Raw genomic sequence first — 12,933 nt, forward strand, 5'->3', positions numbered from 1 at the left:
CTCCTGCGCGCAGCAGGCTGCTGCGTCCGGCCAGGCATGGTAGCGCAGACGGGGCTGCTTTAGGGGGTTGAGAGGTGAGGTGTCTGCATTGGCGTCATCGGGAGCAAGCTTTGCTCCCACAGGTCAAATATGCTTCCTTGTGGGAGTAATGCTTGCTCGCGATGGGGCCGGATCAGGCGCCGACGATCCCGCCGTCTTCACGGGTAATGACCATCACCGACGACCGCGGCTTGCCGTTGGGCAAGTGCTCGGGGAAGGTCGAGCCACCGTTTTCGCCCGGATGCTGAATACCGACAAACAAGGTCTTCTGATCTGGCGAGAAGCTGATGCCCGTCACTTCGCAGCCGATCGGCCCGACCATGAAGCGGCGAATTTCGCCGGTCACCGGGTCGGCGCAGAGCATTTGGTTGTTGCCCATGCCGGCAAAATCACCGGTATTGCTGACATCGCCGTCGGTGAGAATCCACAAGCGACCGGCGTTGTCGAAGCCCAGGCCATCGGGGCTGTTGAACATGTTCTGCGGCGTAATGTTCGACGAACCGCTTTTCGGGGTGCCGGTATGCACTTGCGGGTTGCCGGCGACCACGAACAGGTCCCAGGCAAAAGTGTTCGAGGCGTGATCGTCACGGTCAGTGCGCCAGCGCAGGATTTGCCCGTAGACGTTTTTCTCCCGCGGATTCGGCCCGCCCACCGGTTGCCCGTCTTCGCCGCGTTTGGCGTTGTTGGTCAGCGTGCAGTAAACCTGGCCGTCCTTAGGGCTGACCACGATCCATTCCGGGCGATCCATGCGCGTGGCCTTCACCACGCTGGCCGCCAGGCGCGCGTGAATCAGCACTTCAGCCTGGTCGGCGAAACCGCTGCTGGCATCGATGCCGTTTTTGCCGTGGGTCAGTTCGACCCATTCGCCCTGGCCCTTGGGGTGATCGGCGTTGCCGTCGCCGGCGTCGAAACGCGCCACGTACAAGGTGCCGTGGTCCAGCAGGTCACGATTGGCCTTGGGGTTTTTGTGGTTGATCTTGTCGCGGCTGACGAACTTGTAGATGAACTCGCCGCGCTCATCGTCGCCCATGTACACCACGGCATGACCGTCACCGGTTTCAGCCAGTGCGGCGTTTTCATGTTTGAAGCGACCCAGCGCGGTGCGCTTGACCGGGGTGGATTGTGGATCGAAGGGGTCGATCTCCACGATCCATCCGTGACGGTTGAGTTCGTTGGGGTTTTTCGCCAGGTCGAAGCGCGCATCGTGTGGATGCCAGTTGATCTCCTTGCTGGCCGCCACCGCGCCATAGCGTTTCTGTGCGGCGTCGAACTTCTGCTCGGCATTGCTGCTGCCGAAGCAGTCGGTGAAGTTCTCTTCGCAGGTCAGATAGGTGCCCCACGGGGTCTTGCCATTGGCGCAATTCTGGAAGGTGCCCAGGACCGCCTTGCCGTGCGGATCGGCACTGGTTTTCAGTAGCTCGTGACCGGCAGCCGGGCCACTCAGGCTGATCGGCGAATTACCATGGATGCGCCGGTTGTAGCGCGAACCCTGGACGAATTGCCATTGACCATTGTTGCGCTGCACTTCGATGACCGTCACGCCTTCGGCGGCCAGAGCCTTGCGCACCTCTTCGGCCGACTGCGGCATGCCGCCATGGGGGTAGAGGTAGCGGTAATTGGTGTACTCGTTGTTGATTGCCATCAGCGCCCGGTTGGGGTTGTCGGGAAAGGCGAACAGGCTCATGCCGTCGTTGTGGTCGCCGAACTGCACCTCTTGATGCTCGGCGCTGCCATTGCCGCTTGGGTCGAATGCCGGACCGTCTTTGTGCAGGGGCTGGCCCCAGCTGATCAACACCGAAGATTTATAGCCGGGCGGCAGGCTGATGCTGTCGGCGGTGGCGGCGGGAATGCTGTCGAAACTCAGCAACTGGCTGGTGCCGGCGCTGACACTGGCGGCCAGCACGCTGCGGCTCAACAGATTGCCACCCAGGAACATCGCGGCGCCACATAGGGCACCGGCGCTGATGAAACCACGGCGGCTGAGGCCGACCATCTGTTCGAGGTCGGTGGTTTGGTTTTCTTCCAAAAGGCTCATATCAGGCTCCCTGCGGTTTTTGCAGTCACCTTAATGATGGGTGATGAAGGTTTTGTTGCAGCGCGTTTACAGCGGCGTGCCGAGCAGTACGTTGGACGGCGAAAACTGCACGCTCACCGGTTTTCCGACGCTCAATCCTCGGGATTGCAGATGTGCGGGCTCGGCCAGGGCGCAGAGTGTCTGGCCATTGGGCAGGCCGATGCGTACTTCGCTGGGACCGCCTTGCGCATCGAGCACTTCTTCGACAGTGCCTTTGAGGCAACTGTAACCAGGTGTTGCGCTGTCCCCGGCGCCCAACACCTCCAGCCAACCGGCCTTGATCAGGGCCACCACTTCGGTGCCGGGTTGCAGCTCCAGGCGCAGGGTGCTGTCGTGGGTGATTTGCGCATCGATGCTCAGGCCTTCGGCCAGTTCCAGGCGAATCCGGTCGTTGTGGCCCTGGGTTTCGATGGCCGCGATCTTGCCGTGCAACTGATTGCGCGCGCTGGTCCGAAGCATCAGGCGGCTGAGCAGGTCGAGGTCGCTGGCCTCCTCGGCGGCTTCCAGCACCTGGGCCTGCAAGGCTTGCAGCTTTTGATACAAGCGCAACACCCGTTCGCCTTCGCTGGACAGCCTGGCTCCGCCACCGCCCTTGCCACCGACGCTGCGTTCCACCAGCGGCTTCTGCGCGAGGTTGTTGAGTTCATCGATGGCGTCCCAGGCCGCTTTGTAGCTCAGGCCAGCGCTTTTCGCCGCGCGGGTGATCGAGCCCTGTTCGGCAATGTGTTGCAGCAGTGCGATTCGTTGTGGACGGCGGACAATGTGCTGGGACAACAGCGTAGGCAAGGACATGGCAGGACGCTTCGGGCTGTGACGATGGTGAGGACGTTGGCTGCTGGAGGCCCAGGAGTCAAGTCAAGCCACAATCCTTTGTAGGAGCGAGCCTGCTCGCGATGGTCGTTAACGATGACGCTTACTGTCAGGGTTAGTTTGGCGCATTTGAGATCATCGCGAGCAGGCTCGCTCCTACAGGGGTTTTGTGTGTTGAGGTCAAATTGTGTCGCCGGGTTTGGGGGTGCGGGCCAGGCAATAGACGTCGACCCGTGCGGCGCCCGCGTTCATCAACAAGCGGGCCAGCGCCTGCGCCGTGGCACCGGTGGTCAGCACGTCGTCCACCAATGCCAGGTGGCGCCCTTTGACCGATGCATCGGGTGCCAGCGCGAAAGCATTGCGCAGGTTCTTGCGCCGTTCATTGGCGTTCAGCGCTTGCTGCGCGTCGGTGTCCTGAATCCGCAGTAACAACCGTTCGTCGCCGAGTAGGTTCAACCGGCTGCCGAGCCAGCGCGCCAGCATCGCGGCCTGATTGAAACCCCGTTGACGCAGTCGCCGGGTGGCCAGCGGCACTGGCAGCAGTAAATCGGGGCGCGGCAGATCATCCTCGAAGCGATGTTGCAGGGCCTGAGCGAGCAGTTCGGCAAGCAGGTGGCCAAACGGCCACTTCGCGCTGTGCTTGAAGCGGGTGATCAGGCTGTCTATCGGAAAGCTGTAGGTCCAGGGCGCGATGACCCGTTCGAAAGCCGGCGGTTGTTTCAAGCATTGGCCGCAGGTCAGGCCCGCCGCAGGCAACGGCAGTGCGCAGGTCTGGCAATGATCGCCGAGCCATGGCAGCTCGGTTTCGCAGGCCATGCACAATGGTGTGGCACCATCGGCGGGTTCATCGCAGAGCAAACAGGTCTGTTCGTTTTTTAACCAGATGTAAACCGGTCCTTTGTGTCGTGGTTGACAGTGCATCGCTCTTCCTTAAATATGCCGAACATCCGTGTCGCGGCTGTGGGTATTCCATTCCTCAGTCGCTTGCCCAGCATAAAACCGTGCCCTGCATAAAAGAAAGGTAATGCCCATGAGCGCCAGCACCTCTGCCACCCTGCGTCATGACTGGTCTTTGGCCGAAGTCAAAGCACTCTTTGTTCAGCCATTCAACGACCTGCTGTTCCAGGCGCAGACCGTGCACCGCGCGCATTTCGACGCCAACCGCGTCCAGGTGTCGACCCTGTTGTCGATCAAGACCGGCGCCTGCCCGGAAGATTGCAAATATTGTCCGCAGTCCGGTCACTACAACACCGGCCTGGAAAAAGAAAAATTGATGGAAGTGCAGAAGGTCCTCGAAGAGGCCGCTCGTGCCAAGGCCATCGGTTCGACCCGTTTCTGCATGGGCGCGGCCTGGAAGCACCCATCGGCCAAGGACATGCCCTATGTGCTGAAGATGGTCGAAGGCGTTAAGGCCCTGGGCCTGGAAACCTGCATGACCCTCGGTCGCCTCGATCAGGAACAGACCGAAGCGCTGGCCAAGGCCGGCCTTGATTACTACAACCACAACCTCGACACCTCGCCTGAGTTCTACGGCAGCATCATCACCACCCGCACCTACAGCGAGCGCCTGCAAACCCTGGCCTATGTGCGTGACTCGGGGATGAAGATCTGCTCCGGCGGCATCCTCGGCATGGGCGAGTCCCTCGACGATCGCGCCAACCTGCTGATCCAGCTGGCCAATCTGCCGGAGCATCCGGAGTCGGTGCCCATCAACATGCTGGTGAAAGTGGCCGGCACGCCACTGGAAAATGCCGATGACGTCGACCCGTTCGACTTCATCCGCATGCTCGCCGTCGCCCGGATCCTCATGCCCAAATCCCATGTGCGCCTGTCCGCCGGCCGCGAAGCCATGAACGAACAAATGCAGGCCTTGGCGTTTTTCGCCGGCGCCAACTCGATTTTCTACGGCGAAAAACTGCTGACCACCGCCAACCCGCAGGCCGACAAGGACATGCAGCTGTTCGGACGCCTGGGCATCCTGCCGGAAGCCCGTGAAGAGCACGCTGATGAAGTGCATCAGGCGGCCATCGAACAGGCGCTGGTGGAGCAGAAGAGCAGCGAGCAGTTCTATAACGCGGCTGTTTAAGGATTCCAGTCACTGTAGGAGCAAAGCTTGCTCGCGATGCAGGCGCCTCGGTCCAATTTGAAAGTCCGCGGCGATCCCATCGCGAGCAAGCTTTGCTCCCACAGGGGACCAATTTTTTCCTATTCGCGAGGCCTGCATGTCTTTCGATCTCGCCGCACGCCTGGCTGCCCGTCGTGCCGAAAATCTTTACCGCCAACGTCCGCTGCTCGAAAGCCCGCAAGGCCCGCAAGTGGTGGTCGATGGCCAGCCATTGCTGGCGTTCTGTAACAACGACTACCTGGGCCTGGCCAATCACCCGCAAGTGATCGAAGCCTGGCGTGCCGGCGCCGAACGCTGGGGCGTCGGTGGCGGGGCTTCGCATCTGGTGATCGGCCACAGTGGCCCGCATCACGCCCTGGAAGAAGCCCTGGCCGACCTGACCGGTCGCCCGCGCGCCTTGCTGTTTACCACAGGCTACATGGCCAACCTCGGCGCGGTCACAGCGCTGGTGGGGCAAGGCGATACGGTGCTGGAAGACCGGCTCAACCATGCGTCGCTGCTGGATGCGGGGCTGTTGTCCGGCGCGCGTTTCAATCGCTACCTGCACAACGATGCGGCGAGCCTGGCGACACGCCTTGAGAAAGCCACCGGCAATACGCTGGTGGTCACCGATGGCGTGTTCAGCATGGACGGCGACATCGCCGACCTGCCGGCGCTGGCCCGGGAAGCCAAGGCCAAGGGGGCATGGCTGATGGTTGACGATGCTCACGGTTTCGGTCCTCTGGGCGCCAACGGCGGCGGCATCGTCGAGCATTTCGGTATGAGCATGGAAGACGTGCCGGTCTTGGTCGGCACCCTCGGCAAGGCATTCGGCACGGCCGGGGCTTTTGTCGCCGGCAGCGAAGAACTGATCGAGAGCCTGATCCAGTTTGCCCGGCCCTACATCTACACCACCAGCCAACCGCCGGCCCTGGCCTGCGCCACGCTGAAAAGCCTGGAACTGCTGCGCAGCGAGCATTGGCGTCGTGAGCATTTGCAGACGCTGATCCGCCAATTCCGCCAGGGCGCCGAGCAGATTGGCCTGGAGCTGATGGACAGTTTCACGCCGATCCAGCCGATCCTGATCGGCGACGCCGCACGCGCAGTGCGCTTGTCGCAGATGCTGCGCGAACGCGGGTTGATGGTGACCGCCATCCGGCCGCCGACCGTGCCTGCCGGCAGCGCCCGACTGCGCGTGACCCTGACTGCCGCCCACAGCGAAGCGCAGGTGCAGCTATTGTTAGGGGGATTGGCCGATTGTTTCGGACAACTGGGAGCGGAGCCAAGCCATGCGTGATCGACTGATTCTGCTGCCCGGTTGGGGCCTCGGAATTTCGCCGCTGGAACCCTTGGCGGCGGCCTTGCAAGGCCTGGACGAACACCTTAGGGTGGAAATCGAACCCTTGCCGGAGCTGGAGTCGAGCGATCTTGAAGAGTGGCTGGATGAGCTTGATTCGGCGATCCCCCAGGACGCCTGGCTCGGCGGATGGTCCTTGGGTGGCATGCTCGCGTCGGCGTTGGCAGCGCGTCGCGGCGATCGTTGCTGCGGCTTGTTGACCCTGGCGAGCAATCCTTCTTTTGTCAGTCATGAACAGTGGCCGAGCGCGATGCCCGGCGAAACCTTCGATGCGTTTCTGGCGGGCTGCGCGGCTGATCCGCGCATGACCTTGAAACGCTTTTCGCTGCTCTGCGCACAAGGTGCCGAAGACCCGCGCGGATTGTCGCGATTACTGCTTGGCGGGGCGCCGCATACGGCGGCACCGGTTTTGATGAGCGGCCTGGAAGTGCTCGCGCAACTGGATACCCGATACGCCTTGCAGACGTTTCGCGGTCCGCAACTGCATCTGTTTGCCGGCCTCGACGGGTTGGTCCCGGCCGAAGCGGCGGGGGACTTGCTGAGGTTGCTGCCGGATGTCGAAATCGGCCTGATTGAACGGGCCAGCCACGCATTTCTTCTGGAAGACCCCCACGGTGTGGCGGGGGCGATCCAGGCCTTTTTGCATGAGTCCGGTGATGACTGATTTATCTCTTGCGCTTCCCTTTCCAAAGCAACCCGGCGGTTTGCCCGACAAACGCCAGGTCGCGGCGTCCTTCTCCCGGGCGGCGGCGAGCTACGACAGCGTGGCCGAGTTGCAACGTGATGTGGGCAGTCAACTGCTGAGCCGGTTGCCGGGTGATTTCGTACCGGGGCGCTGGCTCGACCTGGGCTGCGGCACCGGGCATTTCAGTCGCTCATTGGCTGAGCGGTTTCCCGCCGGCCAGGGTGTGGCGCTGGACATTGCCGAAGGCATGCTCAATCACGCGCGGCCATTGGGCGGCGCCACGCACTTCATTGCCGGCGATGCCGAGCGATTGCCGCTGCGCGACGCGACCTGCGACCTGATCTTCTCCAGCCTGGCGGTGCAGTGGTGTGCGGACTTCGCCTCGGTGCTCAGCGAAGCCCATCGCGTGCTGAAACCGGGCGGAATCTTCGCGTTTGCTAGTCTGTGCGTGGGCACGTTGTTTGAACTGCGTGACAGCTGGCGGCAAGTGGATGGCATGGTGCACGTCAACCGCTTCCGCGAGTTCGCGGTTTATCAGCAGTTATGCGCGGCCAGCGGCCTGCAGGCGCTCAGTCTGCAGACCCGTCCCCACGTGCTGCATTACCCGGATGTGCGCAGTCTGACCCATGAACTCAAGGCACTGGGCGCACACAACATCAACCCGGGTCGACCAGGCGGATTGACTGGCCGGGCGCGGATTCTGGGGTTGATCGAGGCTTATGAGCAGTTTCGTCAGGCACAGGGCCTGCCGGCGACTTATCAAGTGGTGTACGCCGTTATGGAGAAACCCTTATGAGTGCAGCCTATTTCATCACCGGCACCGACACCGATGTCGGCAAAACCACAGTGGCCGCCGGTTTGCTGCACGCGGCGCGGTCGGCCGGCTTGAGCACGGCGGCGGGCAAACCGGTCGCCTCCGGTTGTGATGTAACGCCCAAAGGCTTGCGCAACGCCGATGCATTGGCGCTGTTGGCGGAATGCTCGCTGCCACTGACTTATCAGCAGGTCAACCCGGTGGCCTTTGAGCCGCCCATCGCCCCGCACCTGGCTGCACGGGAGGCGGGTGTGGCGCTGACGGTGCAGTCGCTGTTAGAGCCCATGCGGCAGATTCTCGACCTGCAGGCCGATTTCACCTTGATCGAAGGCGCCGGAGGCTGGCGCGTGCCTCTGGCAGATCAGGACAACCTGTCGGATCTGGCGATGGCACTGGATCTTCCGGTGATTCTTGTCGTCGGCGTGCGCCTGGGCTGCATCAACCATGCGTTGCTGACTGCCGAGGCGATTGCCCAGGATGGTTTGCAACTGGCGGGGTGGGTGGCCAACATCATCGATGCGAAGACGTCGCGGCTGGAAGAAAACCTGGCGACGCTTGCCGAGCGAATCCCCGCGCCGTGCCTGGGGCGGGTGCCGAAACTCAAGGTGGTGACGGCAGAAGCGGTGGCCGAGCATCTGCAACTGGATTTGCTCGACTAAATTTTGCCTATGACAAGGCACTGTGCCATTAGTGTTTTTGTCGGGTGTTTTGCCCACGCGTCTGTTTCAATGGCCGCTGTTGATCCTTTGCAAGGACGAGTTCTCCCATGGAAATCTCAGGAAACACCGCTTTTTATGCCGGTCTGAGCACTATTCAGACAGGGCAGAACCGTGTCGATCAAGCCGCCGGGCAGATCGCCAACAATACCATCGAGCGTTCGGTCACCAGCCAGTCTTCCGAGGCTCAAGCCGATCGCCTGCGTTCGGTTGATCGCAGCCAGCAATCGGACCTGACCAGCAACCTGGTGGAAATGGACCAGGGTAAATTTCAGGTGGAGCTGGGCGCCAAAGTCGCCAAAGCCTCCGATGAAATGCTCGGTACGCTGATCGATACCTTTGCCTGATTCTTCGCTGAACCCGCACCGCTGACGCCGCGATCATTCGCGGCGTTTTTCTGCGTAAGTCCTTCTCCGCAAACTATTCTTTCCTACACTGCGTGTTGCTTCGAGCAACGGCGCCGAGCCTTCGCGCGTCCTGAATCGAAGCAGGCGATGACGAGCGGCAAAAGATCGACGCTTGACAAGATTTAGGCGTAAACGTATGTTTCAAACAACTGTTTGACCGCCACAACAAATCCACGCGGTCGTTCATTCACGGTTACATCAGCAGAGGTTTATCGCTATGCCTGACTACAAGGCCCCCTTGCGTGATATTCGCTTCGTTCGTGACGAACTGCTTGGTTACGAAGCGCACTATCAGAGCCTTCCGGCTTGCGCAGATGCCACTCCGGACATGGTTGACGCCATTCTCGAAGAAGGCGCCAAGTTTTGTGAGCAGGTGCTGGCTCCGCTGAACCGCGTGGGCGACCTCGAAGGCTGCACCTGGAGCGAGTCCGGCGTTAAAACCCCGACCGGCTTCAAAGAGGCCTACAAGCAATTCGTCGAAGGCGGCTGGCCAAGCCTGGCCCATGACGTCGAGCACGGCGGCCAAGGCCTGCCGGAGTCCCTGGGCCTGGCAATCAGCGAAATGGTTGGCGAATCCAACTGGTCGTGGGGCATGTACCCGGGCCTGTCGCACGGCGCGATGAACACCATCTCCGAGCACGGTACGCCTGAGCAGCAAGAGGCTTACCTGACCAAACTGGTGTCCGGCGAATGGACCGGCACCATGTGCCTGACCGAACCTCACTGCGGTACCGACCTGGGCATGCTGCGCACCAAGGCCGAGCCTCAGGCTGACGGCTCCTACAAAGTCTCCGGCACCAAGATTTTCATCTCCGCCGGTGAACACGACATGGCCGACAACATCGTCCACATCGTGCTGGCCCGCCTGCCGGATGCACCGGCCGGTACCAAAGGCATTTCGCTGTTCATCGTGCCGAAATTCCTGCCGAACGCAGACGGTTCGGTGGGTGCGCGCAACGCGGTGGCTTGTGGTTCCCTGGAACACAAGATGGGTATCCACGGCAACGCCACCTGCGTGATGAACTTCGACGGCGCGACCGGTTTCCTGATCGGCCCGGCGAACAAAGGCCTGAACTGCATGTTCACCTTCATGAACACCGCACGTCTGGGGACTGCGCTGCAGGGCCTGGCCCACGCCGAAATCGGCTTCCAGGGCGGTCTGAAATACGCTCGCGATCGCCTGCAAATGCGCTCGCTGACTGGCCCGAAAGCGCCGGAAAAAGCCGCCGACCCGATCATCGTGCACCCTGACGTACGCCGCATGCTGTTGACCATGAAGGCGTTCGCCGAAGGCAACCGCGCAATGGTTTACTTCACCGCCAAGCAGGTCGACATCGTCAAGTACGGTGTGGACGAAGAAGAGAAGAAGAAGGCCGACGCACTGCTGGCTTTCATGACCCCAATCGCCAAAGCCTTCATGACCGAAGTTGGTTTCGAATCGGCCAACCACGGCGTGCAGATCTACGGCGGCCACGGTTTCATCGCCGAGTGGGGCATGGAGCAGAACGTTCGCGACAGCCGTATTTCCATGCTGTACGAAGGCACCACCGGTATCCAGGCACTCGACCTGCTGGGCCGTAAAGTGCTGATGACTCAAGGCGAGGCTCTGAAAGGCTTCACCAAGATCGTGCACAAGTTCTGCCAGACCAACGAAGGCAACGAAGCGGTCAAGGAATTCGTCGCACCGCTGGCTGCACTGAACAAGGAATGGGGTGAGCTGACCATGAAGGTCGGTATGGCTGCCATGAAGGATCGCGAAGAAGTCGGCGCGGCCTCGGTGGACTACCTGATGTACTCCGGTTATGCCTGCCTGGCCTACTTCTGGGCCGACATGGCGCGCCTGGCTGCCGAGAAACTGGCTGCCGGCACATCCGAAGAGGCGTTCTACACCGCCAAGCTGCAGACGGCGCGCTTCTACTTCCAGCGCATCCTGCCGCGTACCCGCACTCACGTAGCAACCATGCTGTCGGGCGCCAACAACCTGATGGACATGAAAGAAGAAGACTTCGCGCTGGGCTACTAAGGCTTAACGCAGTTCTTCAAAAAAACCGCCGCTCCTTTGGGAGCGGCGGTTTTTTTTTGCGCCATCGTCAGGCATTGCTCACCATGGGGTGGGGGCCAGTGGTCCAGCACCCGTCGGGATGGCGGAACCTTCGCCATTGCGAATGAACGGAAGGTGCCAGAAGTCGTTAGGAACGACAGGGTCACCCGGCTTGACGTTCTCCGGAAAGATGAACTCGAACACTGGAGCCACGTATTGCCCCGCAATCAGCCCGTTGGCCACTGGAGATTGACTTTTGAGGCAGTTGTCCACCAGGGCCTGTGAGAGTTGCGACGGGTCCGGAGCGCACATTGAGCGCGCCATCACCCGCAGGGTCCGGGTCGGCTGGCTGAGAAGTCCGGTTGGCGCCTTGCTTGCCCGCAGCCTGGCACGCTGTGGTTGAGCACCGGTGTTCTGGGTGGTAATGCCGCCCGAAACACCACGGCAAGTCGCTGCCAGGGTCAGTGCGGGATTGCATTCACCGGTCATCTCATAGGGGGTCACCCAACGGTTATGTTCCACTCCGTTGTTGTCCACATCGATAAGGTAAATATCCACCGGCGTCAGGATGTCGGTTGTCGATGTCTCAAGGAACAACCGGTCCTGGGTTTCCTGCGCCACGCCGCTGACGGCTGTCGGGTTCGGATCGGCGCTGCCGATGCCGAATTCGCCGATGGACAGGTAGCTGGGCTGCGTGCCGGGCTGCGTGTAGATACCGACGTTGGCTTCGATGGTGTGGGCAGAGATGAAGTCCGGACTTCCGGATGTTGTCGACTTGAACAGGGTGCCGGAATAGCTGATGAAGTCGCCGACTTCGAAAGGTGCTTGCTGGGATGGGTCAGGATCCGTCGGGAGTCTTGTAGGGTCTTTTGGTCCTTTCATGACGAACTGGCTGCAATAAACCTGGCCCAACGCAGGTGGGCTCAATTCGCCACTGGCTGGCAGCGGACTGACACTGGCCTGGCTGAAATTACGGCAGTTGTTGGTTGTGGTCGCCGTCTTGGCCAGTGGCCGGTTTTTCTGCGGGCACGCTGCGTCATTGGTGCCACGTGGCACACACATGGGATAGCCGGTGGCTGCGTGAATGGTCGGGTTGGCATCATCCACGGAGAAACGCGGGTCTGCGGTCCTGATTCGGCCGAAGCGTCCATTCGGGTCGTTTATCTGCAGTATCGTGGGCTGCGGCGAGTTGGTGCTGGTCACCTCGATATTGCCAGTGTCCAGGTCGATCCGACTGATGTAGCCGCTGCCTGTCTGGGTTGTCTGTTGGGAGACATCGATCAACCCGGCGATCTGTTTGCCATTGACGGTATTGCCTACCACGTGGATCTCGAACGATGGGTAAGCCCGGGAGCTATTGAGCCCCAATGCTCCACCGTTGACGAAATCGCGCCAACTAAGGGTATTGGCCGGCATCTGGATGATCATGTTGCAAGGGACGGTAATGGTCGTGCCATTGACCATGATCTTGCCGCCACTGCGGTCCGCTGGGGTGGCAACCCCTGGGCAGGTATCGGCAGGGGAGTCTACTGTCATGTCCTGGATAAAGCCCGTGATGTCGAAACCGTGAATCGCATTAACATCAGTGAAGACGGGATCAGGCAGTGTGGGTGTGGCGAATGGCGCCACCGCCCCCTTGGTGGGGGGCTTGGCGGTCCCACCGCCACCACCACCACCGCCGCCCCCACCACCAACCCCATTTTTGGCCCACGCAGCGCCGGTTACGCCGAGGGCCAGTGCAAGGGCGATTGCAATGGCGGTCAGTGCAGGACGGCCGATGACACCCTGGGGTCGCATGGGGAGCGGCGGGTTAACAAAGGGTTTTGTTTTTTGGCCTATGTTTCTGGTTTGTTCCGGGGGTTTTTCCCGCCGAGTTTCTGTTTTGG

Annotated in this window: 11 protein-coding genes; 7 read left to right on the forward strand and 4 right to left on the reverse strand. The window is 61.2% G+C overall.

What is annotated here, in order from left to right; all coding sequences use genetic code 11:
- Positions 1 to 172: 172 nt before the first annotated feature.
- The 3 genes from GPL81_RS01710 to GPL81_RS01720 form a co-directional block, all read right to left on the reverse strand.
- Positions 173 to 2,074, reverse strand: a complete 1,902-nt coding sequence (locus GPL81_RS01710; RefSeq protein WP_160104958.1) for a PhoX family protein — start codon at positions 2,072 to 2,074, stop codon at positions 173 to 175.
- Between the two features lie 66 nt (positions 2,075 to 2,140).
- Positions 2,141 to 2,905 (reverse strand): TOBE domain-containing protein, encoded by a 765-nt coding sequence (locus GPL81_RS01715; protein WP_160104959.1) that lies wholly within the window; start codon positions 2,903 to 2,905, stop codon positions 2,141 to 2,143.
- A 198-nt stretch (positions 2,906 to 3,103) separates the two neighbouring features.
- Entirely contained in the window at positions 3,104 to 3,844 is a 741-nt protein-coding gene (locus GPL81_RS01720) for a ComFC family protein (RefSeq protein WP_160104960.1), read from the reverse strand.
- A 109-nt stretch (positions 3,845 to 3,953) separates the two neighbouring features.
- Between GPL81_RS01720 and bioB the strand changes: the two genes are divergently transcribed.
- From bioB to GPL81_RS01755, 7 genes are all read left to right on the forward strand, one after another.
- On the forward strand, positions 3,954 to 5,009 hold the full coding sequence (bioB, locus tag GPL81_RS01725; protein ID WP_137805022.1) for a biotin synthase BioB: 1,056 nt from the start codon (positions 3,954 to 3,956) through the stop codon (positions 5,007 to 5,009).
- A gap of 136 nt (positions 5,010 to 5,145) precedes the next feature.
- Positions 5,146 to 6,324: an 8-amino-7-oxononanoate synthase gene (bioF, locus tag GPL81_RS01730; RefSeq protein WP_160104961.1), complete on the forward strand. Its 1,179-nt coding sequence runs from the start codon at positions 5,146 to 5,148 to the stop codon at positions 6,322 to 6,324.
- Positions 6,317 to 7,048: an alpha/beta fold hydrolase gene (locus GPL81_RS01735; RefSeq protein WP_160104962.1), complete on the forward strand. Its 732-nt coding sequence runs from the start codon at positions 6,317 to 6,319 to the stop codon at positions 7,046 to 7,048. Before bioF ends, GPL81_RS01735 begins: the two co-directional genes overlap by 8 nt.
- Entirely contained in the window at positions 7,041 to 7,865 is an 825-nt protein-coding gene (bioC, locus tag GPL81_RS01740; protein WP_160104963.1) for a malonyl-ACP O-methyltransferase BioC, read from the forward strand. Before GPL81_RS01735 ends, bioC begins: the two co-directional genes overlap by 8 nt.
- Positions 7,862 to 8,542: a dethiobiotin synthase gene (gene bioD, locus GPL81_RS01745; protein ID WP_096514627.1), complete on the forward strand. Its 681-nt coding sequence runs from the start codon at positions 7,862 to 7,864 to the stop codon at positions 8,540 to 8,542. The genes bioC and bioD overlap by 4 nt, the downstream gene beginning before the upstream one ends.
- A gap of 107 nt (positions 8,543 to 8,649) precedes the next feature.
- On the forward strand, positions 8,650 to 8,946 hold the full coding sequence (locus GPL81_RS01750) for a pyrroloquinoline quinone biosynthesis protein PqqE (RefSeq protein WP_160104964.1): 297 nt from the start codon (positions 8,650 to 8,652) through the stop codon (positions 8,944 to 8,946).
- A 277-nt stretch (positions 8,947 to 9,223) separates the two neighbouring features.
- A complete protein-coding gene (locus GPL81_RS01755; RefSeq protein WP_160104965.1) occupies positions 9,224 to 11,029 on the forward strand; it encodes a phenylacyl-CoA dehydrogenase in 1,806 nt (601 codons plus the stop codon).
- A gap of 78 nt (positions 11,030 to 11,107) precedes the next feature.
- Here GPL81_RS01755 and GPL81_RS01760 read toward each other — a convergent pair whose 3' ends face one another.
- Complete coding sequence (locus tag GPL81_RS01760) at positions 11,108 to 12,844, reverse strand: hypothetical protein (RefSeq protein ID WP_246218862.1); 1,737 nt, start codon at positions 12,842 to 12,844, stop codon at positions 11,108 to 11,110.
- Between the last annotated feature and the right edge of the window lie 89 nt (positions 12,845 to 12,933).

This window comes from Pseudomonas izuensis, from assembly GCF_009861505.1.
In the GTDB taxonomy this organism is placed as follows: Bacteria; Pseudomonadota; Gammaproteobacteria; order Pseudomonadales; family Pseudomonadaceae; genus Aquipseudomonas; species Aquipseudomonas izuensis.

Coding starts and splice junctions, on each gene's coding strand:
- GPL81_RS01710 (WP_160104958.1), bottom strand. CDS start 2,074: ATGAGCCTTTTGGAAGAAAACCAAACCACCGACCTCGAACAGATGGTC.
- GPL81_RS01720 (WP_160104960.1), bottom strand. CDS start 3,844: ATGCACTGTCAACCACGACACAAAGGACCGGTTTACATCTGGTTAAAA.
- bioD (WP_096514627.1), top strand. CDS start 7,862: ATGAGTGCAGCCTATTTCATCACCGGCACCGACACCGATGTCGGCAAA.
- GPL81_RS01760 (WP_246218862.1), bottom strand. CDS start 12,844: ATGCGACCCCAGGGTGTCATCGGCCGTCCTGCACTGACCGCCATTGCA.
- GPL81_RS01735 (WP_160104962.1), top strand. CDS start 6,317: ATGCGTGATCGACTGATTCTGCTGCCCGGTTGGGGCCTCGGAATTTCG.
- GPL81_RS01715 (WP_160104959.1), bottom strand. CDS start 2,905: ATGTCCTTGCCTACGCTGTTGTCCCAGCACATTGTCCGCCGTCCACAA.
- GPL81_RS01750 (WP_160104964.1), top strand. CDS start 8,650: ATGGAAATCTCAGGAAACACCGCTTTTTATGCCGGTCTGAGCACTATT.
- bioF (WP_160104961.1), top strand. CDS start 5,146: ATGTCTTTCGATCTCGCCGCACGCCTGGCTGCCCGTCGTGCCGAAAAT.
- bioB (WP_137805022.1), top strand. CDS start 3,954: ATGAGCGCCAGCACCTCTGCCACCCTGCGTCATGACTGGTCTTTGGCC.
- GPL81_RS01755 (WP_160104965.1), top strand. CDS start 9,224: ATGCCTGACTACAAGGCCCCCTTGCGTGATATTCGCTTCGTTCGTGAC.
- bioC (WP_160104963.1), top strand. CDS start 7,041: ATGACTGATTTATCTCTTGCGCTTCCCTTTCCAAAGCAACCCGGCGGT.